24 protein-coding genes are annotated in these 24,445 nt (G+C 37.9%); 12 read left to right on the top strand and 12 right to left on the bottom strand.

What is annotated here, in order from left to right; genetic code table 11:
* Positions 1-97: 97 nt before the first annotated feature.
* Positions 98-1,984, bottom strand: coding sequence for an acetate--CoA ligase (gene acs, locus L1994_RS00315; RefSeq protein WP_278099713.1), 1,887 nt, complete (start codon positions 1,982-1,984; stop codon positions 98-100).
* 319 nt (positions 1,985-2,303) lie between these two features.
* On the opposite strand from acs, the gene radC reads away from it, so the two are divergent.
* A complete protein-coding gene (gene radC, locus L1994_RS00310) occupies positions 2,304-2,972 on the top strand; it encodes a RadC family protein (RefSeq protein WP_278099712.1) in 669 nt (222 codons plus the stop codon).
* Between the two features lie 35 nt (positions 2,973-3,007).
* Here radC and L1994_RS00305 read toward each other — a convergent pair whose 3' ends face one another.
* A complete protein-coding gene (locus L1994_RS00305) occupies positions 3,008-3,631 on the bottom strand; it encodes a flavodoxin family protein (RefSeq protein WP_278099711.1) in 624 nt (207 codons plus the stop codon).
* A gap of 144 nt (positions 3,632-3,775) precedes the next feature.
* Here L1994_RS00305 and L1994_RS00300 point away from each other — a divergent pair, with 144 nt between their 5' ends.
* Genes L1994_RS00300 through L1994_RS00285 form a run of 4 tightly spaced genes read left to right on the top strand, consistent with a single transcriptional unit; the run spans position 3,776 to position 5,201 of the window.
* A complete protein-coding gene (locus tag L1994_RS00300; RefSeq protein ID WP_278099710.1) occupies positions 3,776-3,994 on the top strand; it encodes a hypothetical protein in 219 nt (72 codons plus the stop codon).
* Between the two features lie 33 nt (positions 3,995-4,027).
* Complete coding sequence (locus L1994_RS00295; protein ID WP_278099709.1) at positions 4,028-4,156, top strand: desulfoferrodoxin FeS4 iron-binding domain-containing protein; 129 nt, start codon at positions 4,028-4,030, stop codon at positions 4,154-4,156.
* 7 nt (positions 4,157-4,163) lie between these two features.
* The gene (locus tag L1994_RS00290; RefSeq protein WP_278099708.1) at positions 4,164-4,508 is read left to right on the top strand and encodes a carboxymuconolactone decarboxylase family protein; all 345 of its coding nucleotides are present in this window, start codon (positions 4,164-4,166) and stop codon (positions 4,506-4,508) included.
* Between the two features lie 27 nt (positions 4,509-4,535).
* Entirely contained in the window at positions 4,536-5,201 is a 666-nt protein-coding gene (locus L1994_RS00285) for a peroxiredoxin (protein ID WP_422656665.1), read from the top strand.
* Positions 5,202-5,371: 170 nt separating this feature from the next.
* Here L1994_RS00285 and L1994_RS00280 read toward each other — a convergent pair whose 3' ends face one another.
* Complete coding sequence (locus L1994_RS00280) at positions 5,372-5,845, bottom strand: HIT family protein (RefSeq protein WP_278099706.1); 474 nt, start codon at positions 5,843-5,845, stop codon at positions 5,372-5,374.
* 180 nt (positions 5,846-6,025) lie between these two features.
* Between L1994_RS00280 and L1994_RS00275 the strand changes: the two genes are divergently transcribed.
* From L1994_RS00275 to L1994_RS00265, 3 genes are all read left to right on the top strand, one after another.
* On the top strand, positions 6,026-6,640 hold the full coding sequence (locus L1994_RS00275; RefSeq protein ID WP_278099705.1) for a flavodoxin family protein: 615 nt from the start codon (positions 6,026-6,028) through the stop codon (positions 6,638-6,640).
* Positions 6,641-6,642: 2 nt separating this feature from the next.
* Positions 6,643-7,248: a flavodoxin family protein gene (locus L1994_RS00270; RefSeq protein WP_278099704.1), complete on the top strand. Its 606-nt coding sequence runs from the start codon at positions 6,643-6,645 to the stop codon at positions 7,246-7,248.
* 276 nt (positions 7,249-7,524) lie between these two features.
* Positions 7,525-8,406, top strand: coding sequence for a hypothetical protein (locus L1994_RS00265; protein WP_278099703.1), 882 nt, complete (start codon positions 7,525-7,527; stop codon positions 8,404-8,406).
* Positions 8,407-8,688: 282 nt separating this feature from the next.
* Here the strand turns inward: L1994_RS00265 and L1994_RS00260 are convergent, their stop codons facing one another.
* Positions 8,689-9,378 carry a zinc metalloprotease gene (locus L1994_RS00260; RefSeq protein WP_278099702.1) on the bottom strand — a complete coding sequence of 230 codons (690 nt, stop codon included), beginning with the start codon at positions 9,376-9,378 and terminating at the stop codon, positions 8,689-8,691.
* Between the two features lie 595 nt (positions 9,379-9,973).
* Here L1994_RS00260 and L1994_RS00255 point away from each other — a divergent pair.
* A complete protein-coding gene (locus L1994_RS00255) occupies positions 9,974-10,237 on the top strand; it encodes a chorismate mutase (protein ID WP_278099701.1) in 264 nt (87 codons plus the stop codon).
* 61 nt (positions 10,238-10,298) lie between these two features.
* Here L1994_RS00255 and L1994_RS00250 read toward each other — a convergent pair whose 3' ends face one another.
* The 6 genes from L1994_RS00250 to L1994_RS00225 all read right to left on the bottom strand — a co-directional run bounded on the left by L1994_RS00250 (position 10,299) and on the right by L1994_RS00225 (position 15,829).
* Positions 10,299-10,793, bottom strand: coding sequence for a hypothetical protein (locus L1994_RS00250; RefSeq protein WP_278099700.1), 495 nt, complete (start codon positions 10,791-10,793; stop codon positions 10,299-10,301).
* A 207-nt stretch (positions 10,794-11,000) separates the two neighbouring features.
* Positions 11,001-11,879: an acetylglutamate kinase gene (gene argB / locus L1994_RS00245; RefSeq protein WP_278099699.1), complete on the bottom strand. Its 879-nt coding sequence runs from the start codon at positions 11,877-11,879 to the stop codon at positions 11,001-11,003.
* Positions 11,876-13,048 (bottom strand): bifunctional ornithine acetyltransferase/N-acetylglutamate synthase, encoded by a 1,173-nt coding sequence (gene argJ, locus L1994_RS00240; protein ID WP_278099698.1) that lies wholly within the window; start codon positions 13,046-13,048, stop codon positions 11,876-11,878. The genes argB and argJ overlap by 4 nt, the downstream gene beginning before the upstream one ends.
* Before the next feature lie 27 nt (positions 13,049-13,075).
* Positions 13,076-13,570 (bottom strand): CBS domain-containing protein, encoded by a 495-nt coding sequence (locus tag L1994_RS00235; RefSeq protein WP_278099697.1) that lies wholly within the window; start codon positions 13,568-13,570, stop codon positions 13,076-13,078.
* A 342-nt stretch (positions 13,571-13,912) separates the two neighbouring features.
* The gene (gene argC, locus L1994_RS00230; protein ID WP_278099696.1) at positions 13,913-14,899 is read right to left on the bottom strand and encodes an N-acetyl-gamma-glutamyl-phosphate reductase; all 987 of its coding nucleotides are present in this window, start codon (positions 14,897-14,899) and stop codon (positions 13,913-13,915) included.
* Between the two features lie 27 nt (positions 14,900-14,926).
* Positions 14,927-15,829 (bottom strand): ADP-ribosylglycohydrolase family protein, encoded by a 903-nt coding sequence (locus L1994_RS00225; RefSeq protein WP_278099695.1) that lies wholly within the window; start codon positions 15,827-15,829, stop codon positions 14,927-14,929.
* 419 nt (positions 15,830-16,248) lie between these two features.
* On the opposite strand from L1994_RS00225, the gene L1994_RS00220 reads away from it, so the two are divergent.
* Together L1994_RS00220 and L1994_RS00215 are read left to right on the top strand one after the other, a co-directional pair.
* The gene (locus L1994_RS00220) at positions 16,249-17,259 is read left to right on the top strand and encodes a PAS domain-containing response regulator (protein ID WP_278099694.1); all 1,011 of its coding nucleotides are present in this window, start codon (positions 16,249-16,251) and stop codon (positions 17,257-17,259) included.
* Between the two features lie 3 nt (positions 17,260-17,262).
* Positions 17,263-17,814, top strand: a complete 552-nt coding sequence (locus L1994_RS00215; protein ID WP_278099693.1) for a DUF7504 family protein — start codon at positions 17,263-17,265, stop codon at positions 17,812-17,814.
* A gap of 91 nt (positions 17,815-17,905) precedes the next feature.
* Here L1994_RS00215 and L1994_RS00210 read toward each other — a convergent pair whose 3' ends face one another.
* A complete protein-coding gene (locus tag L1994_RS00210; RefSeq protein WP_278099692.1) occupies positions 17,906-21,139 on the bottom strand; it encodes a tetratricopeptide repeat protein in 3,234 nt (1,077 codons plus the stop codon).
* A gap of 1,307 nt (positions 21,140-22,446) precedes the next feature.
* Here L1994_RS00210 and L1994_RS00205 point away from each other — a divergent pair.
* Positions 22,447-22,719 (top strand): hypothetical protein, encoded by a 273-nt coding sequence (locus L1994_RS00205; protein WP_278099691.1) that lies wholly within the window; start codon positions 22,447-22,449, stop codon positions 22,717-22,719.
* A 177-nt stretch (positions 22,720-22,896) separates the two neighbouring features.
* Here the strand turns inward: L1994_RS00205 and L1994_RS00200 are convergent, their stop codons facing one another.
* Complete coding sequence (locus L1994_RS00200; protein ID WP_278099690.1) at positions 22,897-24,285, bottom strand: sensor histidine kinase; 1,389 nt, start codon at positions 24,283-24,285, stop codon at positions 22,897-22,899.
* Positions 24,286-24,445 lie beyond the last annotated feature (160 nt).

Below are 24,445 nucleotides of genomic sequence, written 5' to 3'. Positions count from 1 at the left end.
ATTTCAAAGGAGTTTTTCATTAAAAATATGTTGGAATTTAAAAGATTTTTGGAGGTTAAAAGAGGTTTGGAGTTAAAAATGAATCTGAAGATTTGTTTTAATCCTCCAGAGTTGAAAGATCTCCCGGATCTACTCCCATCTCCTGTGCTCTTAAAACACGCCTCATTATCTTGCCGCTTCTGGTCTTTGGAAGTGACTGTACAAACCGGATGTCAGACGGCATTGAAATCGGGCCAAGCGTCATCCTGACATGGTATTTAAGCTCGTTCTCTAACTTTTCACCTCCGGTAAAACCCTCTTTTAGTATTACATATGCAACAATCAGGTTTCCTTTCAGATCGTCAGGAATGCCTACAACCGCAGACTCAGATACAGCCTTATGATCAACAAGGGCTGACTCAACCTCGGCTGAACCAATATTATGCCCGGACACAATTATGACATCATCAGATCGGCCGATAATCATAATATAGCCATCTTTATCCTTAACAGCCATATCACCAACCGTGTAGCATCCGGGAATGTCATTCCAGTAATGCTCATACCTTTCCCGGTTGTTCCAGACATCTCTCATCATCGAAGGCCATGGCGCTTTAATTACCAGTTTTCCTTTTTTGCCCGGCTCTACAGGATTTCCCTCATTATCTACTATATCTGCAACAACTCCGGGAATCGGTTTTCCGGCAAATCCGGGCTTCATAGGCTGGCCTACAATAGTTGTTATCATATGCATACCCGTCTCGGTCTGCCACCATGTATCAACAATTGGAAGTTTGCTTTTTCCAATGACTCTGTAAAACCACTCGAAAGCCTCAGGATTCAAAGGTTCTCCAACAGAGCCTAAAATTCTCAGACTTTCAAGATTATATTTGTCAGGCCATGATTCTCCATACTTCATAAACATCCTGATAGCTGTTGGCGCAGTATAGAGGATGGTAACACCAAAATCCTCCACCATCTCCCACCATACTCCAAGATCAGGATAATCAGGAGTTGTTTCAGAGAACAATATCGTTGCTCCAACTGCGAGAGGTCCGTAAACAAGGTAGCTGTGTCCTGTAATCCAGCCCGGATCTGCCGTGCACCAGTAGACGTCAGAATCTTTTATATCGAATACGTACTTTGAGGTGTAGTAGGTGCCGACCATGTATCCACCGCAGGTGTGCAGGATACCTTTTGGTACTCCTGTTGTGCCGCTTGTGTAGAGGATAAACAGCGGGTCTTCTGCATCCATAATCTCAGGATCGCAGTGAAAGCTCTCACCTTTTATCAGGGAGTAATAGTCAAGCTCCATCTCGGCGTAAAGTTCGATTTCAGGCTTTGTTCGTCTGTAAACAATAATACGCTCAACAGACGGCGCATTTACTATTGCCTCATCAACAATGCTTTTTAAATCGATTCTTTTACCGCGTCTGATGCTGACATCGGCTGTTATCACCAGTTTTGCCTCGGAATCAACAATTCTCTGATGCAGGGAATCAGATCCAAATCCGGCGTAAACAATTGTATGAACAGCACCTATTCTTGCACAGGCAAGAATTGCAATTATGTGCTCAGGAACAAACGGCATATAAAAGCAGATACGATCTCCTTTTTTTATACCAAGCTTTTTTAAACCGTTTGCAAACCGCATTACCTCCCGGAAAAGCTGACGATATGTAAAAACCCTTTCACACCCGTCATCTCCTCTCCAGATAATGGCTACTTTGTTTTTTCTACTGTTGTTTACATGCCTGTCAAGACAATTTGCCGTAATGTTTAATTTTGCTCCTGAAAACCATCTGGCATCGGGATAATCCCATTCCAGAACATTATCCCATTTTTTATCCCATTCAAGCTCTCCTGCTATGTCTTCCCAGAACTTTTCAGGGTTTTCTACAGACTCCCGGTATACCGTCTCATAATCCCCCATCCATCTGTAATCACGGTATGAGGAATCAGGGATATACACCGGGGCCTTAAGGTTTACTTTTTCTTCATTCATTGTTTGCTCCCTCATAACCGCATAGTGGTTTTTACACTATTAATCATTAAGAATTATATAGTTTACGGTCGAATAACTTTTCGTTAAATGTCGAAGAATATAGGTTTCACTGAATATACTGATTTTTCTTATCGTCTCAATCAGGCGTATTTCAGATTGATTTGATAGCTTTAAAGCCATAAAAATACCTTGTTTAAAATCATACACAGGACAATACATTAACAATTCTTACAGCTTTTATTAAATCCCGGAGGATAAAATCGTTAAAACTAATAATAATAGAGAAGATATCAGAATTTCAGAGAATCCGGGGTAGATAATGCCAAGAATAAAAACAATAAAAGACACACTCGAACAGGACAGACCCCGTGAGAAGATTTCAAGGCTTGGCCCGCAAAGTCTTAAAAACCGGGAACTTATTGCCGCTATAATCGGACGCGGCATTCCCGGAAGAGATGTCAATGCAATAGCATCAGACATTGAAAAAGTACTTGACGAAACCGATGGAAAACCGGACTTGCAGGATCTTTTAAACATCGGCGGAATGGGTCTTTCAAAAGCATCACAGATTGTTGCCGCATTTGAACTTTTCCGCCGTTACTCTGATGAAAAGATAATCAAAGTGACATGCCCTGAAGATGTGCTTCCAGCCGTTAACTACCTTAAAGGAAAAACGCAGGAATATTTCATCTGTATGACATTAAACGGCGCCGGAGAAATAATCAAAGACAGAATCATAACTGTAGGACTTTTAAATCACAGTCCGGTTCATCCAAGGGAAGTATTTGCCGATGCAATAACTGACAGATGTGCTTCAGTGATTCTTGTTCACAACCACCCTTCAGGCAATCCTGAGCCCTCATCACAGGATATAGATGTTACAAAAAGACTCTGCGAGGCCGGTGGAATTCTTGGAATAGAAGTTTTGGATCATCTGATTGTTGCAAACAGAGGATATGTAAGCTTTAAAAAAAGAGGGCTTATTTAAGACATAGATTTTAAATAAAAAGGATTTAGACTTTTTTATTCATTCAAAGGCTGATATTTATCCTTGTCGGTTATTATTGCAGAGCACATCTCAAAGGCTGTATCATATGCCGCCTGCAAAACTTCAGGACGTGTTGTTATATCCTTAATATTATCCATATCATTTTGAAGAACCTCACCATAAAGCGGAGCGTCAATTATATCACAAAATGCATCCATTGTAAGCTTTATTCCATCAAAATCGTTTGGAATATTCATCCCGCCAATCGAAAGAAGAAGTGTCTTTCTCCATTTTTTCTGCTCCTTTGTAATGACAGGCATATGGCGCACATATTTTGCCATAAAATATACCTGAAATCTGTCCATAAATGATTTCAGTGCACCGGGAACTCCCATTGTCATTACAGGCATTGCTACAATAAAGCCGTCAGCCCCTTTAAATCGCTTTAAAAACGGTGAAAAGTCATCATTTATCATACAGCCCTCATTTTTTTCACAGTAAAAATGCTCCATACAGGGTGAAAATTTAAGAGAGGGAACATCAACCCTTACAACATTGCATCCGGCGTCTTTCGCACCGGAAATTGCTTTTTCTAAAAGTTTCCCACAATTTCCATCCGGAATCGGACTTCCCATAAGTGCAATAATCTGACAGGTCATAATTATTTTTATCAGAATCTTGAAGAATTTATAATTAACCCGATTTTTTTGATCTGACAATCCAATCGTATAATTATACTATAAAACTGACAGGGTCAAAACAAATAAATAGATACAGCCTAATGAAAGTCTAAGGTGAGAACGATGAGTGAAACACCAAAACAAGTTAAAGCCGGAGACAAAGTCGGCAAAGGTAAGTACGTTTGTGTAGACTGCGGTCTTGAGTACGAAATAAACGATTCCCAGCAGGATTTACGAAAATGTCCGGCTTGTGCATGCGAAATGTACAACTGCTTCCCCATCACTCATATAAGAACAGACATCAAAACACCGGAAGATGCAAAAAATCCTCCAAAAAGATAAATAAAATCTTACTTTAAAACAGGGGGTATATTGATGACGAATGTAAGTCAGGAAGGCGAAATTTTTGTCTGCGAAATTTGTGGGAATGTAGTTGAAGTAAAAGAGGCCGGCGGCGGCGAACTTGTATGTTGCGGCGAGCCTATGGTTCTTGAAACGGAGTGATCAAAAAATGTGTGAAGGAAGTATGGATGAACTTGGAAAAAAGATTGGAAAAGTGCCTGTTATTTTCAAAGAGCTTGAAAAAACAGATCCTCTGATGCATGAGAAAATTCTTGCATTTGACCATCTTGTATGGGATGACGGAGCACTTACAAGACAGCAGAAAAAGATAATTGCAATCGCAATTGCCGCGGCACTACGTGACGAGCATGCTGTCTATGCACAGATTGCCGGTGCAAAAAATCTCGGTGTCAAAAAAGAAGAGATAGATGAAGGTCTTCGAGTCGCATTCCTCCTTGCAGGAATGCCTGCGTATGTATACGGCAAAACAAAGCTTGAGGAAGCTTATAAATAAATCTAAAATTTGACAGAGGGAAGGGAAATGTGTATGGATATGGAATATTGTGAATGTGCAGAAATACGCTCAATGCCAATCATAGGTGAGCCTGCACCTGATTTTGAGGCAGTAACCAGTCAGGGTCCAATCAAACTTTCAGATTACAAAGGAAAATGGGTTGTTTTATTCTCACACCCGGCAGACTTTACGCCGGTGTGTACAACAGAGTTCATGGCCTTTGCAGAGATATATGATGAACTTGTAGCATTAAACACTCAGTTAATCGGACTTTCGATTGACAGCGTTCACTCTCACATTGCATGGGTCAGAAACATAAAAGAAAAGATGGGTGTCGATATAAAATTCCCGATAATTGCAGATTTGAGCATGAATGTCGCAAAACTCTATGGAATGATTCATGAGGCACAGAGTTCAACTGCGGCAGTCCGTGCGGTATTTTTCATCGATCCTGAAGGTAAGATGAGGGCAATGATTTATTATCCGCTCTCAAACGGAAGATACATGCCTGAGATTGTAAGAATTTTAAAGGCATTCCAGACAAGCGATGAGCACCATGTTGCAACACCTGCAAACTGGCAGCCGGGCGACAAGGTAATTGTTCCTGCACCTGCAACCCAGAAAGAATCTTATGAGAGGCTTTCACAGGGCTACGAATGCAAGGACTGGTATCTCTGCTTTAAAAAGGTTTAGTTACAAAAAAAATTGAAAAAAAAATACCAAAAAAAATACCAAAAAAAAAATCGTTTTTCATAGGCATTTTCATGAAAAACGTTCATGAAATTATATTTCATGTAAACAAATGATTTTTTTTATGCTTTAGATTTTGTTTGCCCTTCAGACTTCACAGATATCTGCTAATTTCAGACTTTATACATCTGAAGTTTTTCCGGTGCTTTTTCACCAGACATGCGTGGAATTATGTGGATGTGCATATGCATCACTTTCTGCCATGCGGCATCTCCGGCATTGATGATTATGTTATAGCCGTCAGGAGAGTATTCTTTATCCAAAATTTCCCTGCATAAAGATACCATATCCCACATTGAATCACGCTCGGATTTTTCTGCATCAAAATAATATGAAAAATGTCTCTTTGGAATTACCAGAACATGACCTGGAAGAACCGGAAAATCATCTTTTTTTGCATAACATAATTCTGACTCAGCAATGACTGATGCCGGGTCAGGACTGCAGAAAGGGCATTTGAAATTACTCTCTGGGATATTTTCGGGAGTCTTTTCCAGGACATTTTCTGAAGGTTTATGATTTGAGTTTTCTGAATTTTCTGTTTTTTTAGACAATGCCTTATTTTCCTCAATTTTATTTCGATTCATCAGTTATTTCCCCAGTTTTTATCAGTGTCAGAATTTTGACTTTCATAACGGAAAAAAATTATTATTGCATAAAATTTTTTTAGGATTATTTGATTTTTACATGCCAAAACACATTTGAAAATGAAATATCACTACTCATCAATGTATTTATATTAATATTTACTAATTAGCAAACTGGTTATGAAAATAAAAGTTCTCGGATTTGCAACAAGTCCAAGACGGCATGGAAATTCTGAGGACCTGTTGGAGTTTCTTTTAGAAGCAATGTCAAATGAATCAGATGTAATAACTGAAAAAATAGCTTTGTCTGATTATGACGTAAAACCATGCCGCGGATGCAATGCCTGCGAAAAAAAAGGAGTTTGTGTAATAAAAGACGACATGCCCGCACTTCTTGAAAAAATAAAAGAGGCTGACATTGTTGTTTTATCAGCGCCGATTTACTGTATGAGTGTTTGTTCGCAGGCAAAAGCCTTAATAGACAGGATGCAGGTTTTTCGCTCGATTAAATATGTACTTAAAAAGCCCGTTGTCCCTCCGGAAAATAAAGGAAAAAGAATGGGGATTTTTTTATCAACAGCAGGACAGGACTGGGACACTGTTTTCGATGCCGCAATTCCGGTTGTAAAATGCTTTTTTCATCTCTGTGAAATCACTGAAAAGAACACAGAATATCTCATGATTAACAGTGTTGATAAAAAAGGTGAAATAAAAAAGCACTCTGATGCAAAGATTTTAGCGGAAAAATTAGGAAAAGATGCAATTTTAAAAATCAGGGATTTAAAGGTGAAATAAAAATGGTTAAAGTAATAGGAATTACAGCAAGCCCGAAGACTCATGGGAATACAGAAAAGCTCCTTGAAAGCTTTCTTAGAGGAGCAGAGAAAGAAGGAGCAGAAACTGAGAAGATAAAGTTAAAAGATCTTTTATATACAAGCTGTCAGGGATGCAATAAATGCCACAGAACAGGAAGGTGCGTATTAAACGATGATCTAAAAATACTTCTTAACAGAATCGTGACAGAAGCAGACGTTCTTGTTCTGGCATCCCCGATTTATTCTATGACAATTACTGCCGAGATGAAGGCATTCATCGACAGAGGACAGTATATGTGGGCAAGAAAATTTGTGCTGAAAAATCTCTCATTTGATGAGGAGCACCTAAAGACCCATAAGGGAGTTTTTGTATCAACCGCCGGTATGAACAGAAAAGATGTCTTTGATGCTGCATTTCCTGTTGTAAGAGCGTTTTTCAACGATGCAGGATATGAATACACAACAAATATCACTGCAGAAGGAATGGATAACTTCGGCACGATTGAGCAAAGACCGGATAAATTAAAAGAAGCAGAAGATGCCGGGCGGGAAGTGGTATTAAGCCTTAAAAATGCAGTCAAAAATTAAATAAAATCCTTAATCATAATAAAGAAAATTATTAGATAAAATCCATAACTAAACTAAACAAAATCTTTCATAAATAAAATAGAAGATGAATTTAATAAATAAACAAAATGAAATTATGGATAAAATTCAAAAATAAAATTTACACCAAACATCTTTTCAGGCGCTTTCATTATTTACAGTACTTTTTATATATCAAATCTAATGATAATAGATTATTTAATTCAAATAAAAGACTCTTTAAAAAACGGGTCCGATTAAAAGAGGAGTGTGAATGAAATGAAAGTAAAACGAGTTTTAAAAGACAGGTACATGATGATTTTTCTGCTGGGAGTCTTTATGCTGACAACCGCAGTTTTACCGGCGGCGGCAGAATCAGATACAACAACTATTGCAGGCATTGTTGAAAAAATAAATCCGGATGAAAATACAATTGAGATAAAAACTGAGCGAATCTGGAACGGCGAGTCCTGGACAGGTGTTTCTGTAACCTTCGTTACAAAAGAATACATCACAGGAACAGTTCCCGATAAAAGGATATTTGATCTCATTTTAAAAGGAGATCCTGTTCAGGCAACTTTCACCGGCAATGAAGATATTTTGGTTGACTGGCTGTGTATTGGAGCTGTTTCAGCAGGCGGTTCTACAGGAAAATACTTGTCATACGCTGTTGGAGACCCAAAATATGTCATATCGCCGTTTTTCAACAACTTTAAAATAAACTATGATACATTTGCTGACTGTAGCGACTGTTCAGGTATGGTATGTGATTCAAATTACGCTGATCTAGAAGTCTCACAGGGATGGAATGAGAAAAATTATGCATATGACTATACAATTACAACAGGAGAAAGGCATGTTTTTACAAGCCCTGAAGGATGTGAATCCGAGTTTTCAGTGACGTTTGTATCAGGCGAAGCCTCAGCGGCTAAATGCACCAGTTACCCTGCATCTGGAGACAATGTGCCAAAATCGGTTTTTATACTTGAAGTGGTTCAGAAAGGAACAGTTTTTGATATGAAACCAACACCACAGATAACACCGACTGAACAGACAACTGTTCCAACACCTCTTCCAACACAATCTCCGGGACTTATGGCACTTACAGCACTCTTTGGAATCTTTGCCGCAGTTATTTTGACTGCAAAATACAAAAAATAAAAAATTAAAGATAAAAATTACAATTTTTTTTTGCTTCTTTGCTTTTTTTTCTTTTTCCCCGCTAATTTAAAAGCCCCAAATGGTCTGCTCTTTTAGTTTTTTAGTTTGTTCTGTGGGTATGTTCTTTTAGTTTGCTCTTTTGGTTTTTACCGGTTTTATTCTTTGATTTGTTATGAAACAATCCCTGAAAAATTTGTTTCATGAACGTTTTGTAAAAAAAAAAGATGATGAAAAATTAAAATAAAAAATCTTTCTGGAATTTTTCTGACCAAAAATTTTACTTTACAGAATAAAGTTTAAAATTGTGTCTAAAACTCCCCCATAGTTGTATGAAACAAGAAGTATTGCAAGTGATATAATTATCATAACTGCAAACACCAAAGGATTCCACGACAAAACCTTTCGCCCGTCAAGGATGCTCACAGGAAGAAGGTTGAAGAATGCAATCATAGAGTTTACAGAAAGACCGATTGTTCCTGTGATAAACAAAAGAAATGCCAGAATACTGTCTGTACCTGCATTGTATCCAAGAACCGTTCCTGCAACAATCAAAATGAAGAATGGAATGCACAATATGAGATTTGTGAGCGGACCTGCAACTGAGATCAAACCATCCTCCTCTTTTGTCATCGTCCTTCCCGGCTGGGAGTAAATAACAGTTGCACCAGGTGCTGCAAATACAACTCCGACAAGCGCCGCTAATGCAACTGCGACAAGAAGCATCTGATTATCTTTGTGAAACTCCGCCCAGTAGCCATATTTCATCGCCATGAACTTGTGGGCAAGTTCGTGAAGCAAAAAGCCAACTCCTACTGTAAAGAGCGAAATCCCAAAAAATAGCAGAAATGTAAACGGAGTTATTTTTCCGCTGCGGACAAATATAAGAGTGAATGCAATGCCTATTGCAACCCACCCGATAATTAGATCATTTCTCTCCCTTACAGGAATTTTGGATAGTATTGTCTGACTCATCTATAATTAATATTGAAACTTCGGCATTCTTAACTCTTGTTGGATGACTTCACAGAATAATTATGAAATTTATTATGTTGACTCTTCGCCATATTTCTGATCACCCTAATTTGGAATTGATTTGTCGCGATGTACACAATATCCCCGGGAACCGGAGGGGCCTAGCCCCCCTCCGGTGACCTATCGTAAGCGGGGTGGGTTTAAGGGAGGGGCCTAGCCTCCCTTGCTAATAATCGATTCTCTTTGATTGTCTTCCAGTCAAGGCCAGTAACCTAAGAAACTGATGAAATCTTCCATATCAATAATCTTAAAAGCCCACAAATGAGAACATAGATGTGAATGCAGAAATGCATTCCCTCCATTTGTAATGTTTATTGGACATATCATCATATTTGGAGGTTATTCTCTAAGTTGTTTCTCTTTTTGGATAGTCCTAACTTTCAGAAAAATGGAGAAGAACCATTATGTTAAGAACAATTCTAAGCCTTAATATCTCGAAGAAGTCAGATGATTTTAAAAGAAGCCATACAAAACCATATCAAACTACATAATCTCCCTCAATCTTTTTTAAGTCGCAGATGAGAATAATTCAGCAATGAATCTTAAGAGTGCACGCGAAGAGATAGAAAAAATAGATCTGGAGATTATCAGTCTGATAAAAAAAAGAGAGGAATGTGCTCATCTAATCCACAACGCAAAAAAAGCTGATAATATTTCTGTTGTTGATAAGAATCAAAGAGAGACTGTATTAAAAAGAGCAGAAGAAAAAGCAATAACTGAAGGTCTAAATCCCATTTATGTCAAACAAATCTTTTCCGTTTTAATTGAAATGAACGAAGAAAAGCAAAAAAGTCTCTAAAGACGTTTCATATTTCTGATGCTTCGCATCTTAATCATCATATCTTCATATCTTCATATCTTCATATCTTCAATCGTGCAGTTATCAAAATGTCATTGTTTTCAGAAGAACTGCTCTTTAATTCACCTTTTCCCAAAAAAACCGCAGATATAACAATTTCTTTTTTTAAACTCTCCGAAAACTCCCATAAAACCACAAAATCTAAAACTGATCCGTCCTTTCTAAGGGCTGTAAAAAAATCATCCCGTATCGGACATTTTTTCCATACAACTGCAAAAAGCTCTCCTGAAATTTTTTCCCGGTCAAGCGAAAATAGTTCTGAAAAGCTTTCATTTACAAGTTTTATCTCAAAATCAGGATGTGTCAAAACACACATTCCAACCGGGTTTTTAAAAAACAACTCTCTGAATATGGCACAACCGTCATTTCTCCCCGAAAATACCCCCGGGATTAGTCCTGGCATGAAAAAAGATATCGACCTGCTTAAATTAAGACTTTTCCACTCCATATTCAAAATAACTTCTAACTTAAGAATAAAACGGCAGAGATCTGCCAAAGAAAACACCTTGAAAAATTACAATAAAAACCTCCATGAAATTATATCTCATGCAACAGTTTCATGTAAGTTACGAAGTAATTTTCATGTAAATTGAAATGAAATTTGAAATTTCTACGTTAAATGTAAAAATTTAGAATGAATAAAGTAAATTTCAAACACACACAAAGTCTCAAAAAGTAAAAAATTTAAGAATCATCTGTTTTTTTATGTTTCACCCTTATGAATCATCGTTCCGATGCCTTCGTCAGTAAAAAGCTCTAAAAGAAGAGTATGATCCTTGTTTCCATTAAGAATATGTGCATGTTCAACGCCGTTGGCAAGACATTTTAAGCATGCCTCAAGCTTTGGAATCATACCGCCAACAATAACTCCCTCATCAATGAGTCTGTTTGCCTCATCAACTGTCAGCCGGTGGTATGTCCTTGTTCTCTGGGCATTCATAACACCGTCAATATCAGAGAGATTGACAAACTTATAGGCATTAAGGGCAATTGCAATATCTCCTGCCGCTGTATCTGCATTGACATTTAATCCGTTTCCTTTCCTGTCAATTGCAATCGGAGATACAACAGGGATATATCCTCTGTCCAAAAGACCGATAAGAAGTTCAGGATTTATCTCCTCAATATCTCCGACATAACCTAAATCAACCTCTTCCTCCTTATCGCCGACAAATATCCTCTTAAGACCGGTCTTTTTGGCAAACATCAGATTCCCGTCCTGACCTGCAAGACCGACACCTTTCCCGCCAAATTTCGCAATCAGTGATACAATCTTTCCCCTGATTTTTCCAACCAGAACCATCTGGGCAATCTCTAATGTATCATTGTCTGTTATGCGAAGACCGGCTACGAATTTCGGCTCTTTTCCCATTGCCTTCATCTTGTCTGTAATCTCAGGGCCGCCGCCGTGGACCAGAACAACTCTTAGCCCAACGTAATGAAGAAGAACAGTATCCTGAATAACTGTATCAAGAATATCAGGATCTATCATCGCATGCCCGCCAAGCTTCACGACAATTGTCTTCCCGTGAAACTTTTGGATATAAGGCAATGCCTCCATCAAAACATCAGCGCGTTTCATGTGGTATACTTCCCATTGATTTCTACATATTTTTCTGTCAGATCGCATCCCCACGCAAGTGCAGACTCAGAACCACAGTCAAGGTCAATTATTATTTTTATTTTTTTGCCCTGCATCATACTCTTTGCTTTTGCAAGCGCTGAAGGATATTTTTTGTCATCAGCAAGTATTTCTCCCCTGCTTGCAAGAACTACAGTTTCATCTCCGTCTGATATGCTTACAGAAGCATGATTTGGATCAAATAAAACTCCTGCACGACCTGCGGCGGCAATAAACCTCCCCCAGTTTGGATCTTCTCCATAAACTGCTGTTTTTACAAGCGGCGATCCAACAACCGTCTTTGCAACATCAGCCGCATCTTTTTCAGAGGGTGCGTTTACAACCGATACCTCAATAAACTTTGATGCACCTTCGCCATCCTCTGCAATCTGCTTTGCAAGTGAGATGCAGACCTCTTCAAGCGCTTCGCAAAATTCTTTAAAATCAGCCTTTCCGCAAAGACCGGTTGCAGTTAAAAACGCACAGTCATTTGTTGATGTATCTCCGTCAACCACAACACGGTTAAAGCTCCTCTCAGTCGCAACTGTTAAAGCCTTTTGTAACTCCTCTTTTGATAATTCAGCATCGGTGTAGATGAATGCAAGCATTGTTCCCATATTTGGGGCAATCATCCCGCTTCCCTTTGCAATACCGGCGACTGTAAACCCGGGTTTTTTGCATATCGCAGATTTTGGGAAAAGATCAGTTGTCATTATAGCCTTTGCGGCGTTCTCTTCAGCCTTCTCATCACCTGCAATCTCCGGTGCAATCCTTTTGCACTGGTTCTCTATAATATCGATGTGCATGAATCGTCCGATAACGCCTGTGCTTGCAACGCCAACCCTTTCAGGCGCTGTATTAAATGCCAAAGCCGCAATCTCACACATTTTCTTCGCATCCGCTAACCCCTGCGTGCCTGTATAGACGTTTGCATTTCCTGAATTTACGATGATGCCGTCTAAATAGCCATTGTTCATTCTCTCACGCATAAGAATAACAGGTGCCGCCACAAGGAGATTTTTGGTGAAAACCGCTACAGCTGTCCCCTTTGCTTTTATTAAGGCAAGTCCAAATTTGCCTTCTTTAATTCCTGCGGCAGACACTCCTTTAACTGCACAGATACTGTTCACTTTTAATCACTCTCTTAATTTAATCCCTTAATCACTATCTTCTTCTGACTTTGACCTTTTCATGCTGATTCCACGTATAATATCCTGTCTTGTCACAATTCCGACAAGCCTGTCGTTGTGCATAACCGGAAGACGTGCAATACCCTCATCAAGCATTAATTTAGCACCTTCTTCAATATCGGCACAGTCTTCTATAGATACAACATCACTGCTCATAATTTCAGATACCGGACTTTCACCAATATCAGAGAGTGCTTTTTTGGTCTTCTCCCAGTTTACAAATTCCCTTATAGGAACTTCGATTATCTCAAGCGGGGATGGAAGCCACAGATCATCGCTGATATCGCCGGTTTCAAGGAGTGATAAGATATCGGTTTCAGTCACAACACCGACAACACGTTCATCCTCCATTACCGGAAGACCTCCTATTCGAAACTTTCTTAAAACTCCTGCGGCCTCACTAATTTTTGAATCCAGCTTCACAGTGACGGGATTTGGGGTCATTACATCTTTAATCTGCATAAATTTCAGTCTCCGGTTCATTTTTAAATCCTTTTCAGGTGGTTTTGAATTTTTTTTCATCGTTTTGTTTGATCTGATTTGTTATGTTGGATTTTCTGGTTTTTATCAGGTTTTGTCTTTTTGTGTTTTTCTGTTTTTTATTTTCTGTGTTTTTGATCTTGTTTTTGTTGGTGTCTTTTTCAGTTTTTTTGTGTTGTTTGTTTTATTTGTAGTGTTGTTTGTTTAACGGATTTTATTTACCGGCAATTAATATCTCCTGTAAAGAAAATCCCTTGCAACACATCCTGCAATCTTATTCTTATATCCGATGAAAACTTTAAAGGAAACTCCAAAGAACTTATTTCACGGGCATAAAGGCGCTGTCAAAAGGCCGTCTTTTTCATCAAATCCACACATTATATTCATGTTCTGTATTGCCTGACCGCTTGCACCCTTAACCAGGTTGTCTATTGCAGATACTGCCACAACTCTTTTTCCATCACACTGGACATTTACATCGCAGAAGTTGCTTCCGCGAACTCCTGCAAGAGTCGGGTTTTGAATCCTGACAAAAAACTCATCTCTGTACATGTCATTATAGAGCTTTTCGACCTCTTCCTGCGACATCGGTTCGTCAAGAAGTATGTGTGCGGTTGTCAAAATCCCTCTGTTAACAGGCAGAAGGTGCGGTGTAAAATAGCAATTTGCTTTTGAGCCAAGACCTGCCGCCTCCTGTTTCATCTCCACAAGATGCCTGTGATTTGTCCATTTGTAAGCTGAAAATGTGTCTGCTACATTGGTGTACTGGTTTGTGGAAGACGGACTTGTCCCTGCACCCGAAACTCCGGTCTTTGAATCATATATTATTGTATGTGCGAATTTTGCAACCGGTGCGGCCGCAAGTGTTGCGCCTGTAGGAAAACAGCCAGGATTTGCTATGAAATCTGCTCCTTTTATCTCATCTCTGTGAAGTTCACAAAGACCATATGGTGCTTTAAAGTATGCAGTATGTGAAACACCATACGTCTTTTCATAAACATCCTTTAAAAGACGGTAATCAGCACTTAAGTCAACACATTTTATTCCTCTCTCTTTTAGAATACCTGCATAGTTCATTGCCGCAGTATGAGGAACTGCAAGAAATACAAAATCCGCGTCAATGTCATTTACATCAGGGTTTGTAAATGAGAGAGAGCATAAACCTTTCAGACCGGGATGAAGGGAAGTAAGCGGTTTACCCTCCTCCTTTCTTGATGTAACTGCCGTTACTTTTGCTTTGGAGTGACTAAGCAGAAGACGGACAAGATCTCCTCCGGTATAACCGGATGCACCGATGATTGCAATATCCATAGAGAATAGTATTGTAATCTGTCTGAATTAATCCTTTGTGCCGAAACGCATGTAAAGCCGGTTTGCAAGCGTTTCTATGGTTTCGCGGTTGTAAAGGCCAAGCACCAGGTCTTCATCAAGACCGGATGCGCCATACCGGGCACCAAGCCATGCACCGCATATAAATCCGATTGTGTCGGTATTTCCCCCAACACTTACTGCAATATTTAAAAATTCAGGATCATCTCCAAAACGCTCAATTAGGTAATATGCCATAGGAAGTGTCTGATAAACAGATACATCATTTCCAATTATTGATAATGCAGATTCAGGCCCTAATTTTTCTTCTGCAATCCTGAGTGCGTTTCCGGTCTTCATTCCAAGGTCGTTGTCCTCTAAAAAGGCATTTTTCTGCGCCTCATGCATCGGATTTTCATTGCCGTCAATTACGGAGCGTATAAGTGTTGCAAATGATATTGCCGCGGCATGTGCCGCCGGGCTTGTATGAGTTACAGCACACGCTTTTACAAGCTCTTCTCTTAACTGCACAATATCTGAATATACAAGTGCAAAGGAAAGCCCAAGGGAAATACAGCCGGAGGTTGTCGAGTTGCATCCGGAAACCCTCGTTTTGTCAGCCATATGCCGGCATGCCGTATAGACTGTACCATCAACAAACCCAAGCTTTTTTTCATCACAAAGCTGTTTTAATTTTGAAGCATATTTTTCAGGAGTGAAATTTCCGCTTACGAAAAGCTCTCCGGCCAAAAGTGCAATACGGGTGTCATCTGTATATTCTCCGGCATTTAAACCGGCATTAGGATGATTTTTTGGAGCTTTTTTAAAACCATAACGTCTGCGCCCGACTGCAGGCGGTGTTGTTTCATACGGCATTCCAAGGGCATCTCCGATTGCAGCACCAAGCATGGCACCCCTGTATTCATTTTGCATTGATTTTATTATTGAAAATAAACAGAGATTAAATCTTCTAAGAAATTCTTCATGAAACTTATCTGAAAGACATTTCACGATTTTTTTGCGCAATAATGTTTGCACATACATATTCTTTACAATATTTTCCAATAAAATTCAAAATTTTAAAGAATTTCGTAAATTTTCGAGAAATTTTCATGCCATAATGAATTTTTCAATTATTTAATGGCATAATTATGTATATAATTGAAAAAAAGATCTAAGTGACATTCTGAAATTTAAGAATATATTTAATTACAATAAATATGAGTAAAAAATTGATCTAATTTACAATTGGTATGATTGGAAAATTTATGTAATTTAAAATTAATGTAAATAAAAAAATAATATAAATTAAAATTAATAAACTTAAAAATTCACATTCCCGGGTCTTATTTATGTTACATATTCTAATGGTTGATGAAGAACCTGAAATTCTGGAGCTTGCTTCAATATATCTTCCAAAATACGGGAGTTACTCTATTGACAAAGCATACTCCGTAAAAGAGGCGCTTTCTTTTCTTAGTCATAATTCATACGATGCTATTATCTCTGATTATGAAATGCCTGAAACTAACGGACTTGAATTTTTAAAAATAATCCGTCAAATTGATCAGTCAGTTCCGTTTATCATATTTTCAGGAAAGGGCAGGGAAGAAGTAGTAACAGAAGCCTTCAGAAGCGGAGCTGACGGTTACGTTCAGAAAAGCTCAAATCCATGGTCGCAATATGCCGAACTTGATCACCAGATTGACATTGCATCCAAAAAGAGAAACGCCGAACAGGAACTCCGGATGAAAGAATATGCAATAGAGATGTCCTTTAACGCCATTATGATGTTTGATGAGGAAAAAAAGATAATTTATGCCAATAAAGCCGCAGTAAAACTTCACGGTTATGATTCAAAAGATTCTGTTATCGGAAGAGACATTGAAGAGCTGTTTTTCTTCGGAGAAGAAGAAGGAGATACAGGATTTTTCTCTTCTCTTCAAAACAACAGATGGTATTTTGGAGAACTGGAAGGCAGAAAAGGGGACGGGAAGAGAATTAATATCGAATTATCGGCTGTAAAAATCTCAAATGAGATTAAAAAAGAAATTTACTACTTCATCTCATATGTTGATATAACTGAAAAGAAAAAAGCAGAAGACGCGCTTTTGCAGTATTTAACAGAAGCCGCAAGGAGGCTTAAAGAACCCTTAAATCACATTTGTAGAAACATCCTTGAAACAATTGATGAAATTGATAAAATAGATGAGGTGAATCAGCCTGAAAAAACAAAACTGAAACTTTCTGTTCAAGTCAAAAACACCCAGCAGATAATTGAAAATTTAAAGGAGCTTAATAAAACAATTTCCAATGGTTTTGACTCAATTCCAGAGGATTTTAAAGACTTTATTTCAAGGTGAAAATTGTCAGATCTAAATAGTGCAATGGATAACTGCGGCAAAGGCCGTATAATCCTCTCAATGACTTCGGCGGAAAAACTCACAGATGCAAGCTATGATATTGTTAAAAATGCAGTTAATGCCGGACATCGCACTATTGTAATTACTGTAAACAACCCATCGCCCCTGATAAAGGATCAATACAGAAAACAAGGACTTGACATATCAAACATCTTTTTCATAGACGCAATCACAAAATATGCCCTTGGAAGCCTCCCTGAAGATATTGACAATGCTGTTTTTGTAAGCAACCCTTCAAATCTGACAGATATTGGAATAATACTTACAGAGATGCTTAAGGGAAATGCGGACGAAAAAACATGTGTTGTTGTTGATTCAATAAACACAATGCTTATCTATCTGCCGACACCTACACTCACCAAATTCATACATTTTCTCTCAAGCAAATTAAGACTCATGAAGTGCTGCGGATATTATCTTACTGTAAAAGACGGAATAGATCCAATGCTGATGATGCAGTTAAAAACATTCTCTGATGAAATTATTGAGATTTAATCATAAATCAATTAATAAAAAGTTGGTTTGTCAGATTCTGTTTATATTTTCAATTCTTTTTTATTTTTTATTCTGTTTATGATTCCTGCTCTTAATCTTCCTCTTCTTCTATGGCATCAAACTTTTCCTTCTTTTCCTTTTTCTCCTTCTTTAATGCCTTTTCAAAGCACTCTGACGCTTCTTTGTATTTTCCAAGTTTTGTAAGGCAGATTGCTTTTCTGTAGGATGAGGCAGTATCGTTTGAATTTAATGACAAAACCTTATCATAAGACTCAATTGCAGATTCATGCTTTCCTAGATGCTCAAGTGCAAGGCCTTTTCCATACCAGCATCCGGCGGAATCTGCACCATACTCTATTGCACGCTCAAAGGATTTCCCGGCGTCATTGTACCTTCCAGTGTTTATCAGAAGCATCCCGCGTGCACTCCAAAGGGCATGATTTTTATGATCTGCACGTATTGCCTCTTCATACCCTGAAAGTGCCTCTTCATACTGTCCGATACGCTCATGGGCGGTGGCATTCAAAAGAAGTGCTCCAGAAAGCTCCGGTTTTTCTTTTAAGACACGTCCGATAAATCTTATAGACTTGTCATATCCGCCCATGTGCATCTGGGCCTGTGCACACTGGAAGAAACTTTCGACGTCGCCTTCGGAGTTTTCAAGAACCATTGAATAATTCTGAAGACTCTCTTTGTATTTTCCGGCGTTTATGAGAGACTCCGCACATAAGATACGGGTTGCCTTGTCATTTGGCTCAACCAGAAGCGCTTTTTCATAGCTTTCTGCAGCATCAGAATATTTGCCAAGCCTGAAGAGCAAATCCCCTTTTATGCGGTTTGCTATATAATTTTCAGGAGAGAATGCAATTATGTTGTCGCATGCTTCAACGCCGTCTTCATATCTTCCCATAAGAGACAGAATTTTGGCAAGTTTTATCCATGTGCTAAGATCTTTTTCATTATCTTCTAAAACGGCGGCATAATGTCCTGCAGAGAGCTCAAAATCGCCGGTCTTTTCGCATAACGATGCAATTTCAAGCCTTGCGGAAATATCATTCTCTTCTGAATCAAGGAATTTTCCAAATTCTTTGATTGCCTCCTTTGTTCTTTTAGCGCCTGAAAGAGAAAAGGCATATCCGCGCCTAGCAACCTTGTTTTCAGGTTTAAGCTCAAGAACAGATTCAAAAGCATCACATGCACCAGTGAAATCTCCGATTTCAAGTAGAAGAAGAGCCTTGTCCAGAAGAATGGCACTGTCATCAGGACTAAGCTCTGATGCTTTCACAAAGGATTTTTTCGCCTTTTCATAATCTCCTGATCTCCAGAGGGTTATTCCAAGTTCTCTCCATCCAAGTGCATCTTCGCGATTTGCCCTTACATGATGCTCAAAAGCTTTTGCGGCCTCTTTGTATCTTCCAAGAAGTTTTAAACCGTTTGCAAGCGAAAGTGCAATCTCTACTCTTTCAGGGTCCATCTCATATGCGGCATTATATGCATCCACCGCACCTTCAGAATTTCCGGTCTTCTCATAGATTTTTGCCTTCTGGCACAAAAGGAAAGAGTCTGCAACATCTGCATTTTCAAGGTTTTCTATTGCAGAGACAGCATCCTCATATCTTCCTGTCTTGTCAAGGATTGTGATGAAATTTCTCCATGCATTAACATCACTTCCTCCTTTTGCCATTATAGGCTCCAAAACTTCAAGTGCAGAGTCATAATCGCCGGCCATCATCAAAATATCAGCTTTCTGCGACCTTGTTGAATCATCGTCAGGTGCAAGTGACAAGATGTTGTCCATTGCCAAAAGTGCTTCTTCGAAGAGTCCGAGTTTTAGTTTTGCTTCAGTAATCTTCTGCCAGACAGATACATTTGAAGGATCTTCAGAAAGTACCTTCTCAAAACACTCAATTGCCTTTTGGTTTTCTGAAAGGTGCATTAGAGCCGTTCCTTTCTTTTCCCAAAGCGAAATTTCGTCAGGGAATTTTTCAAGCACATGAGATATGGATTCAACAGCACCGCCATATTCACCAAGGCTTAAAAGGGTATCTGTACGGTTTCTCCATGCGTTCATGTTCTCAGGATTTGTTTCGACAACCTTTTCAAAGCATAAAAACGCATCCTCAAATCTGCCCAGATGCATAAGCGCCTCACCCTGCATCTCAAGCATCCTTGTCTCCCTTACATCAATATTTAATTTTGATTCAATCTCTGCGGACTGTTTTTCAAAGAGACTTAGGTCAATGTTATTGTTTATCCAGTTTACACTTCCGCCGCCTGCACCTCTTAGTACATGGCTAAAGCTGTTCATCGCATCTGCATATTTTCCAAGTTTTGAAAGACACATTCCTCTCTGATACCAGGCTTGAGGATTATCTGGTGCATATTTTAAGATGTTTTCAAAACAAAATGCAGCTCTTTCGTACTCACCCAGATGCTCAAGAGAAGTTCCCATCATGTGCCATGCGGAAATATCGGCAGGATTTTTCTTGACAACAAGTTCAAAGGCATATACTGCCTCTGAGTATGCTCCGCTCCACAAAAGATTTACAGCACGGTTGTAGCCTGAGACAGCATCTCCTGATGTCTCAATGCCGATATTTCTGTATATTTCTGCGGCTTCCCCGTATTTTCCAAGCCTTTCACAAAGTGAGGCTTTGTGATATATTGCAGAGATGTCAGAAGGGCTTGTCTTTATAGCGGCATCATAAAAACCAAGTGCATCTTCAAACTTTCCAATTTTTTCAAGCACTTCTCCGGTTTTTATCATAACAAAAACGTTTGAGGAGTCAACTGCAAGCACCTTTCCGAATGAATCAATTGAGTTGTCAAAATCCCCAATCCTCATATACAAAAGACCGAGTCTTTCACGAACAGAATTGTTGGAACCATCTGCCAAAAGTATTTTTTCACAGCAGTCTGCCGCACCGGAGAAATCGCCCAGATTTTCAAGAGAATCAGCTTTTTTGTATAGTATATCAACTATTGAGGGGTCTGACCCAAGTATTTTATCAAAACACTGAACAGCACTTGTAAAATCCCTTGCATAGTAAAGAGAATTGCCAAGTGCCTGCCAGGCATTCAAATCATCCGGTGATGCCGCAACGGCTCGTTTAAAAAATCTCTCTGCGTCATTGTACTTTGCAAGATACATTAAGGCCATTCCGGCTTTGAAGCACAATTCTCCATTTTCGGGTTCAATTTCAAGCGCCTTTTCATAGCCTTTGAATGCTTCCGAATACTTTCCCTGGTCAAAAAGGTTTGAAGCCTTTTCAATCCAGGGATTTGGATTGGTCCCCTGTCCTATTATTTTGTCAAAGATTGCCATATTTAAGTGCAGACTCCTTAAAGTTTTTTTATCTTCCGGATTTTATCATTGTATTTTAGGCAACATAAATATTGGCGCCCAAAATATATGCTAAGTGTTTATTCTTATGAAGAAAAATAACTTGCCTTAAATATTTCTTTTTTTGGATGATATAATATTTATAAAACAGATTTTTAAAAAGACTAAAAATGTTTTTAAAAAGAAATTTAAAGAGAATGGGATTTTTAAGTGTTAATATTCGGGATGGATATTATATTTTAAACATTCATTAACAAATTTACCATGAAAACTATCATGAAACAAATGTCACACACAATTTTTTATGTAATTCACAATGTGATTTTCATACCAGATGCGTAAATTAAAAGCATAAACAGGCAGGAACAGACATAAATAAAAATTTTATCAAAATCTTATCAAAGTTTTATCAAACTCTTAAAACTGAGCCGTGCCATGATGGATGTTTGCCGGAAAAAAGAGGCCTGTCCGGGGGGAATTAGAAAGACCTCTTTTTAGGGGGGGGGGAATAACCGGCACCATTTAAATTTTTATCATCAGGATAAAGTTTCTTTTGAATTAGTGAACCTAAAAATCCATTAATTGATGATGGGGTTTTGGGGGGGATTGATCATAAGGGATTAACGGACTATTGTTATTGTGGTCAATTCAATCTCAGATCCTGAAATGATAGAAATGGCAACATCCTCATGCACGGAAATAATGTTGATCTATTAATATATAATATTTGCCAACATGATAATCTCTGCAGAAGATCAACATTGAATCAGAACATATAAAGGAAGCTTAACATTATTTATTTCATAATTAGAATAATATATATCAAATATCTTTATTTAATCCTAAACTGATTGCAGTCAACGATATAATTGTAACAATAATATAATACTTAAATTCCGCATTTTTATATAAACGTTAATAAAATATAATTTCATAAAATTTATATTTGAAAATCACGCTTTGGATCTAAAAAACGTCCATGAAAATCAAATCATGATTTTCATTAAACATTGCATGAAAAATTTGTTTCATGAACGTTTTTTGATAATAAAGGTTCATCACAAGTTTTTTCATGCACCTGTTTGCATTGAAACAGCCTGTGAATATAATATTAGAGATGAGACGAATTTGGAAGAATAACACCATTTAAGAACTTAGCATCACAAACGACCTCACCTTTGGTGCTACAAATGAGACGAATTTAGAAGAATAACACAATTAAGAACTATTATTGTATTAGCCGGGAGATATAATGAAAGATATAGCATCAGTTGGGAGATGTTTTTTTAATGGACTGGCACGGCAAAAACCTAAAAGAGATTCTTGACCAGACAAAAGAGTCGAATCACTTAAACGAGCTTTTAGTAGCACGCTCAAGAAACAAAAAAGGTGCATCGGCAGATGAACTCTTAAACAATGTAATTCACCCGACACTCGAAGATCTTGAGTTTTATCTCAGGTATTATATTAACAGTGATACAGATGAGGCTGAGATGAAGAAATTAATCTCCTCATGGATAAAAGGACAGCTGAAAAAAGAAGAGAGCGGTTATCAAAATTAGTTCGTTTGCTAAAAAATTTTGATTTATTATTAGATCCGGTTTGTTATTTTCATAGATTTAATTTTTCATGGATTTAATTTTTCAGGGATTTTAATTATCATATAACGTGCCATAAGCATAATCATACCAGAAATCAGATTTTTCGGATCTTTTTTACTTTTAATCAATTTTTAGTATTCAGGCTTTTTTCAGAGTTACAGTGATTTTTAAACCTTCACTGAAATCATCAGAATTTACATCCTCTGCTCTGATGCTTCCACCATACATATCTGCAATAAGCCAGCAGGTTGGAAGACCAAGACCTCTTCCTTTTCTGCTGTTGCCCTCAGGCTGAAACCTCAAAAACAGGTTTTGTTTTTTGTTGTCCGGAATGCCCGGGCCGTTGTCTTTTATTGATATTTCAACAGATTCATCCTTAACTTCAGAAGAAACGTCAATCTTTAAATTGTCTTTTTTAAATGCAACGCTGTTTTCAAAAACATACAGGAATAAAAATTCCAGAAATTTTCCCCCCAAAACTCTATGACCACCGGGCTGATAATTAATATCCGCGTCAATCTTTGATGCCGCTTTTTTTATTACCTCATCGAGGCTTTGTGCAAAGAAAGTTTCATCATTTCTGTGAATGTCTCTAATAAGTACGACTTTGTCAATTATACTACTACTCTGTTTTATTCCGGCCATCATCTTCTCAAAATATGGCCTGTCCTCGTCAGAAACTGTGTCATACAATAATTCTGCAAATCCCTGTGCCGCAGTATTTGCATTGTTGATGTCATGCGCAAGTATATCGATGTAAAGATTAGCCTCCTTATTTCCCTCTTTTAAGGATTTATTAAGCTCAAACAAGTCGTCTGCAAATTTTTTCTCAGAGGTTACATCAGTCAGATTTATAACAATTGTACCGTCAGGAATTTTTGATGCAGAAACCAGTGCATGATATACTTCTATTCCGTCAGGAGAAAGTATAAATTCACGATTTTCAATTGTTTCTTTTGAATCAAAGATACTTAAAAACCTTTTACAGTCCTCATCTCCTCCACAAACAGAGGATATATTTTCAATAGATTCAGAAATATCCCAGTCCTTTAGTATATCCTTAAACTTATTGTTCATCTTGAGAATTTTTCCGGATTTTTTTTCAGCGACACAGATTCCGCTTTCCGAGTAGTCAAAAATGCTTTGGAATTTTTTCTTTTCGTTTCTGATTTTGTCAGATATTATTGATACTACAATTGCAACTGATATGAATACATAAAACTGCATTGTAGCAGAAAGTATGGCATAAAAATCCGGATATACAAGAGAATATGTAAGAATCAGATATAATGCGGAGATTAATGTTGCAATTATAGTTCCTTTATTCGGATAAAAAAATGCTATTAAAATTACGGGAAAATAAAAAATATGTGAAAGAACCATAACCGTGCTTTCAAAGATTATCTGAAAGGTAACCTCCATTATCAAAAAGAGCACAATTACAATAATTACCGAGATATATTCTGCAAGTTTTTCATTAAGAGAAAACCGTTTTAAAAAAATCTGATTGTTATTCCCGGATGCCATTTTAATAATCTATATTTCTCCCATATGAATATAAGTTTTGCACAACTGAAAAAAATAAAGCGATGAATGCATTTACCATGAAAATCGAATCATGATTTTCATGAAACATTACATGAAAAAATTGTTTCATGAACGTTTTTTGAAAAAATGCAATAACAGC

The sequence above is a fragment of the Methanomicrobium antiquum genome, from assembly GCF_029633915.1.
Taxonomy (GTDB): Archaea; Halobacteriota; Methanomicrobia; order Methanomicrobiales; family Methanomicrobiaceae; genus Methanomicrobium; species Methanomicrobium antiquum.
Note: the sequence above shows the minus strand (reverse complement) of the source record. Positions and strands in the feature narration are given on the sequence as shown.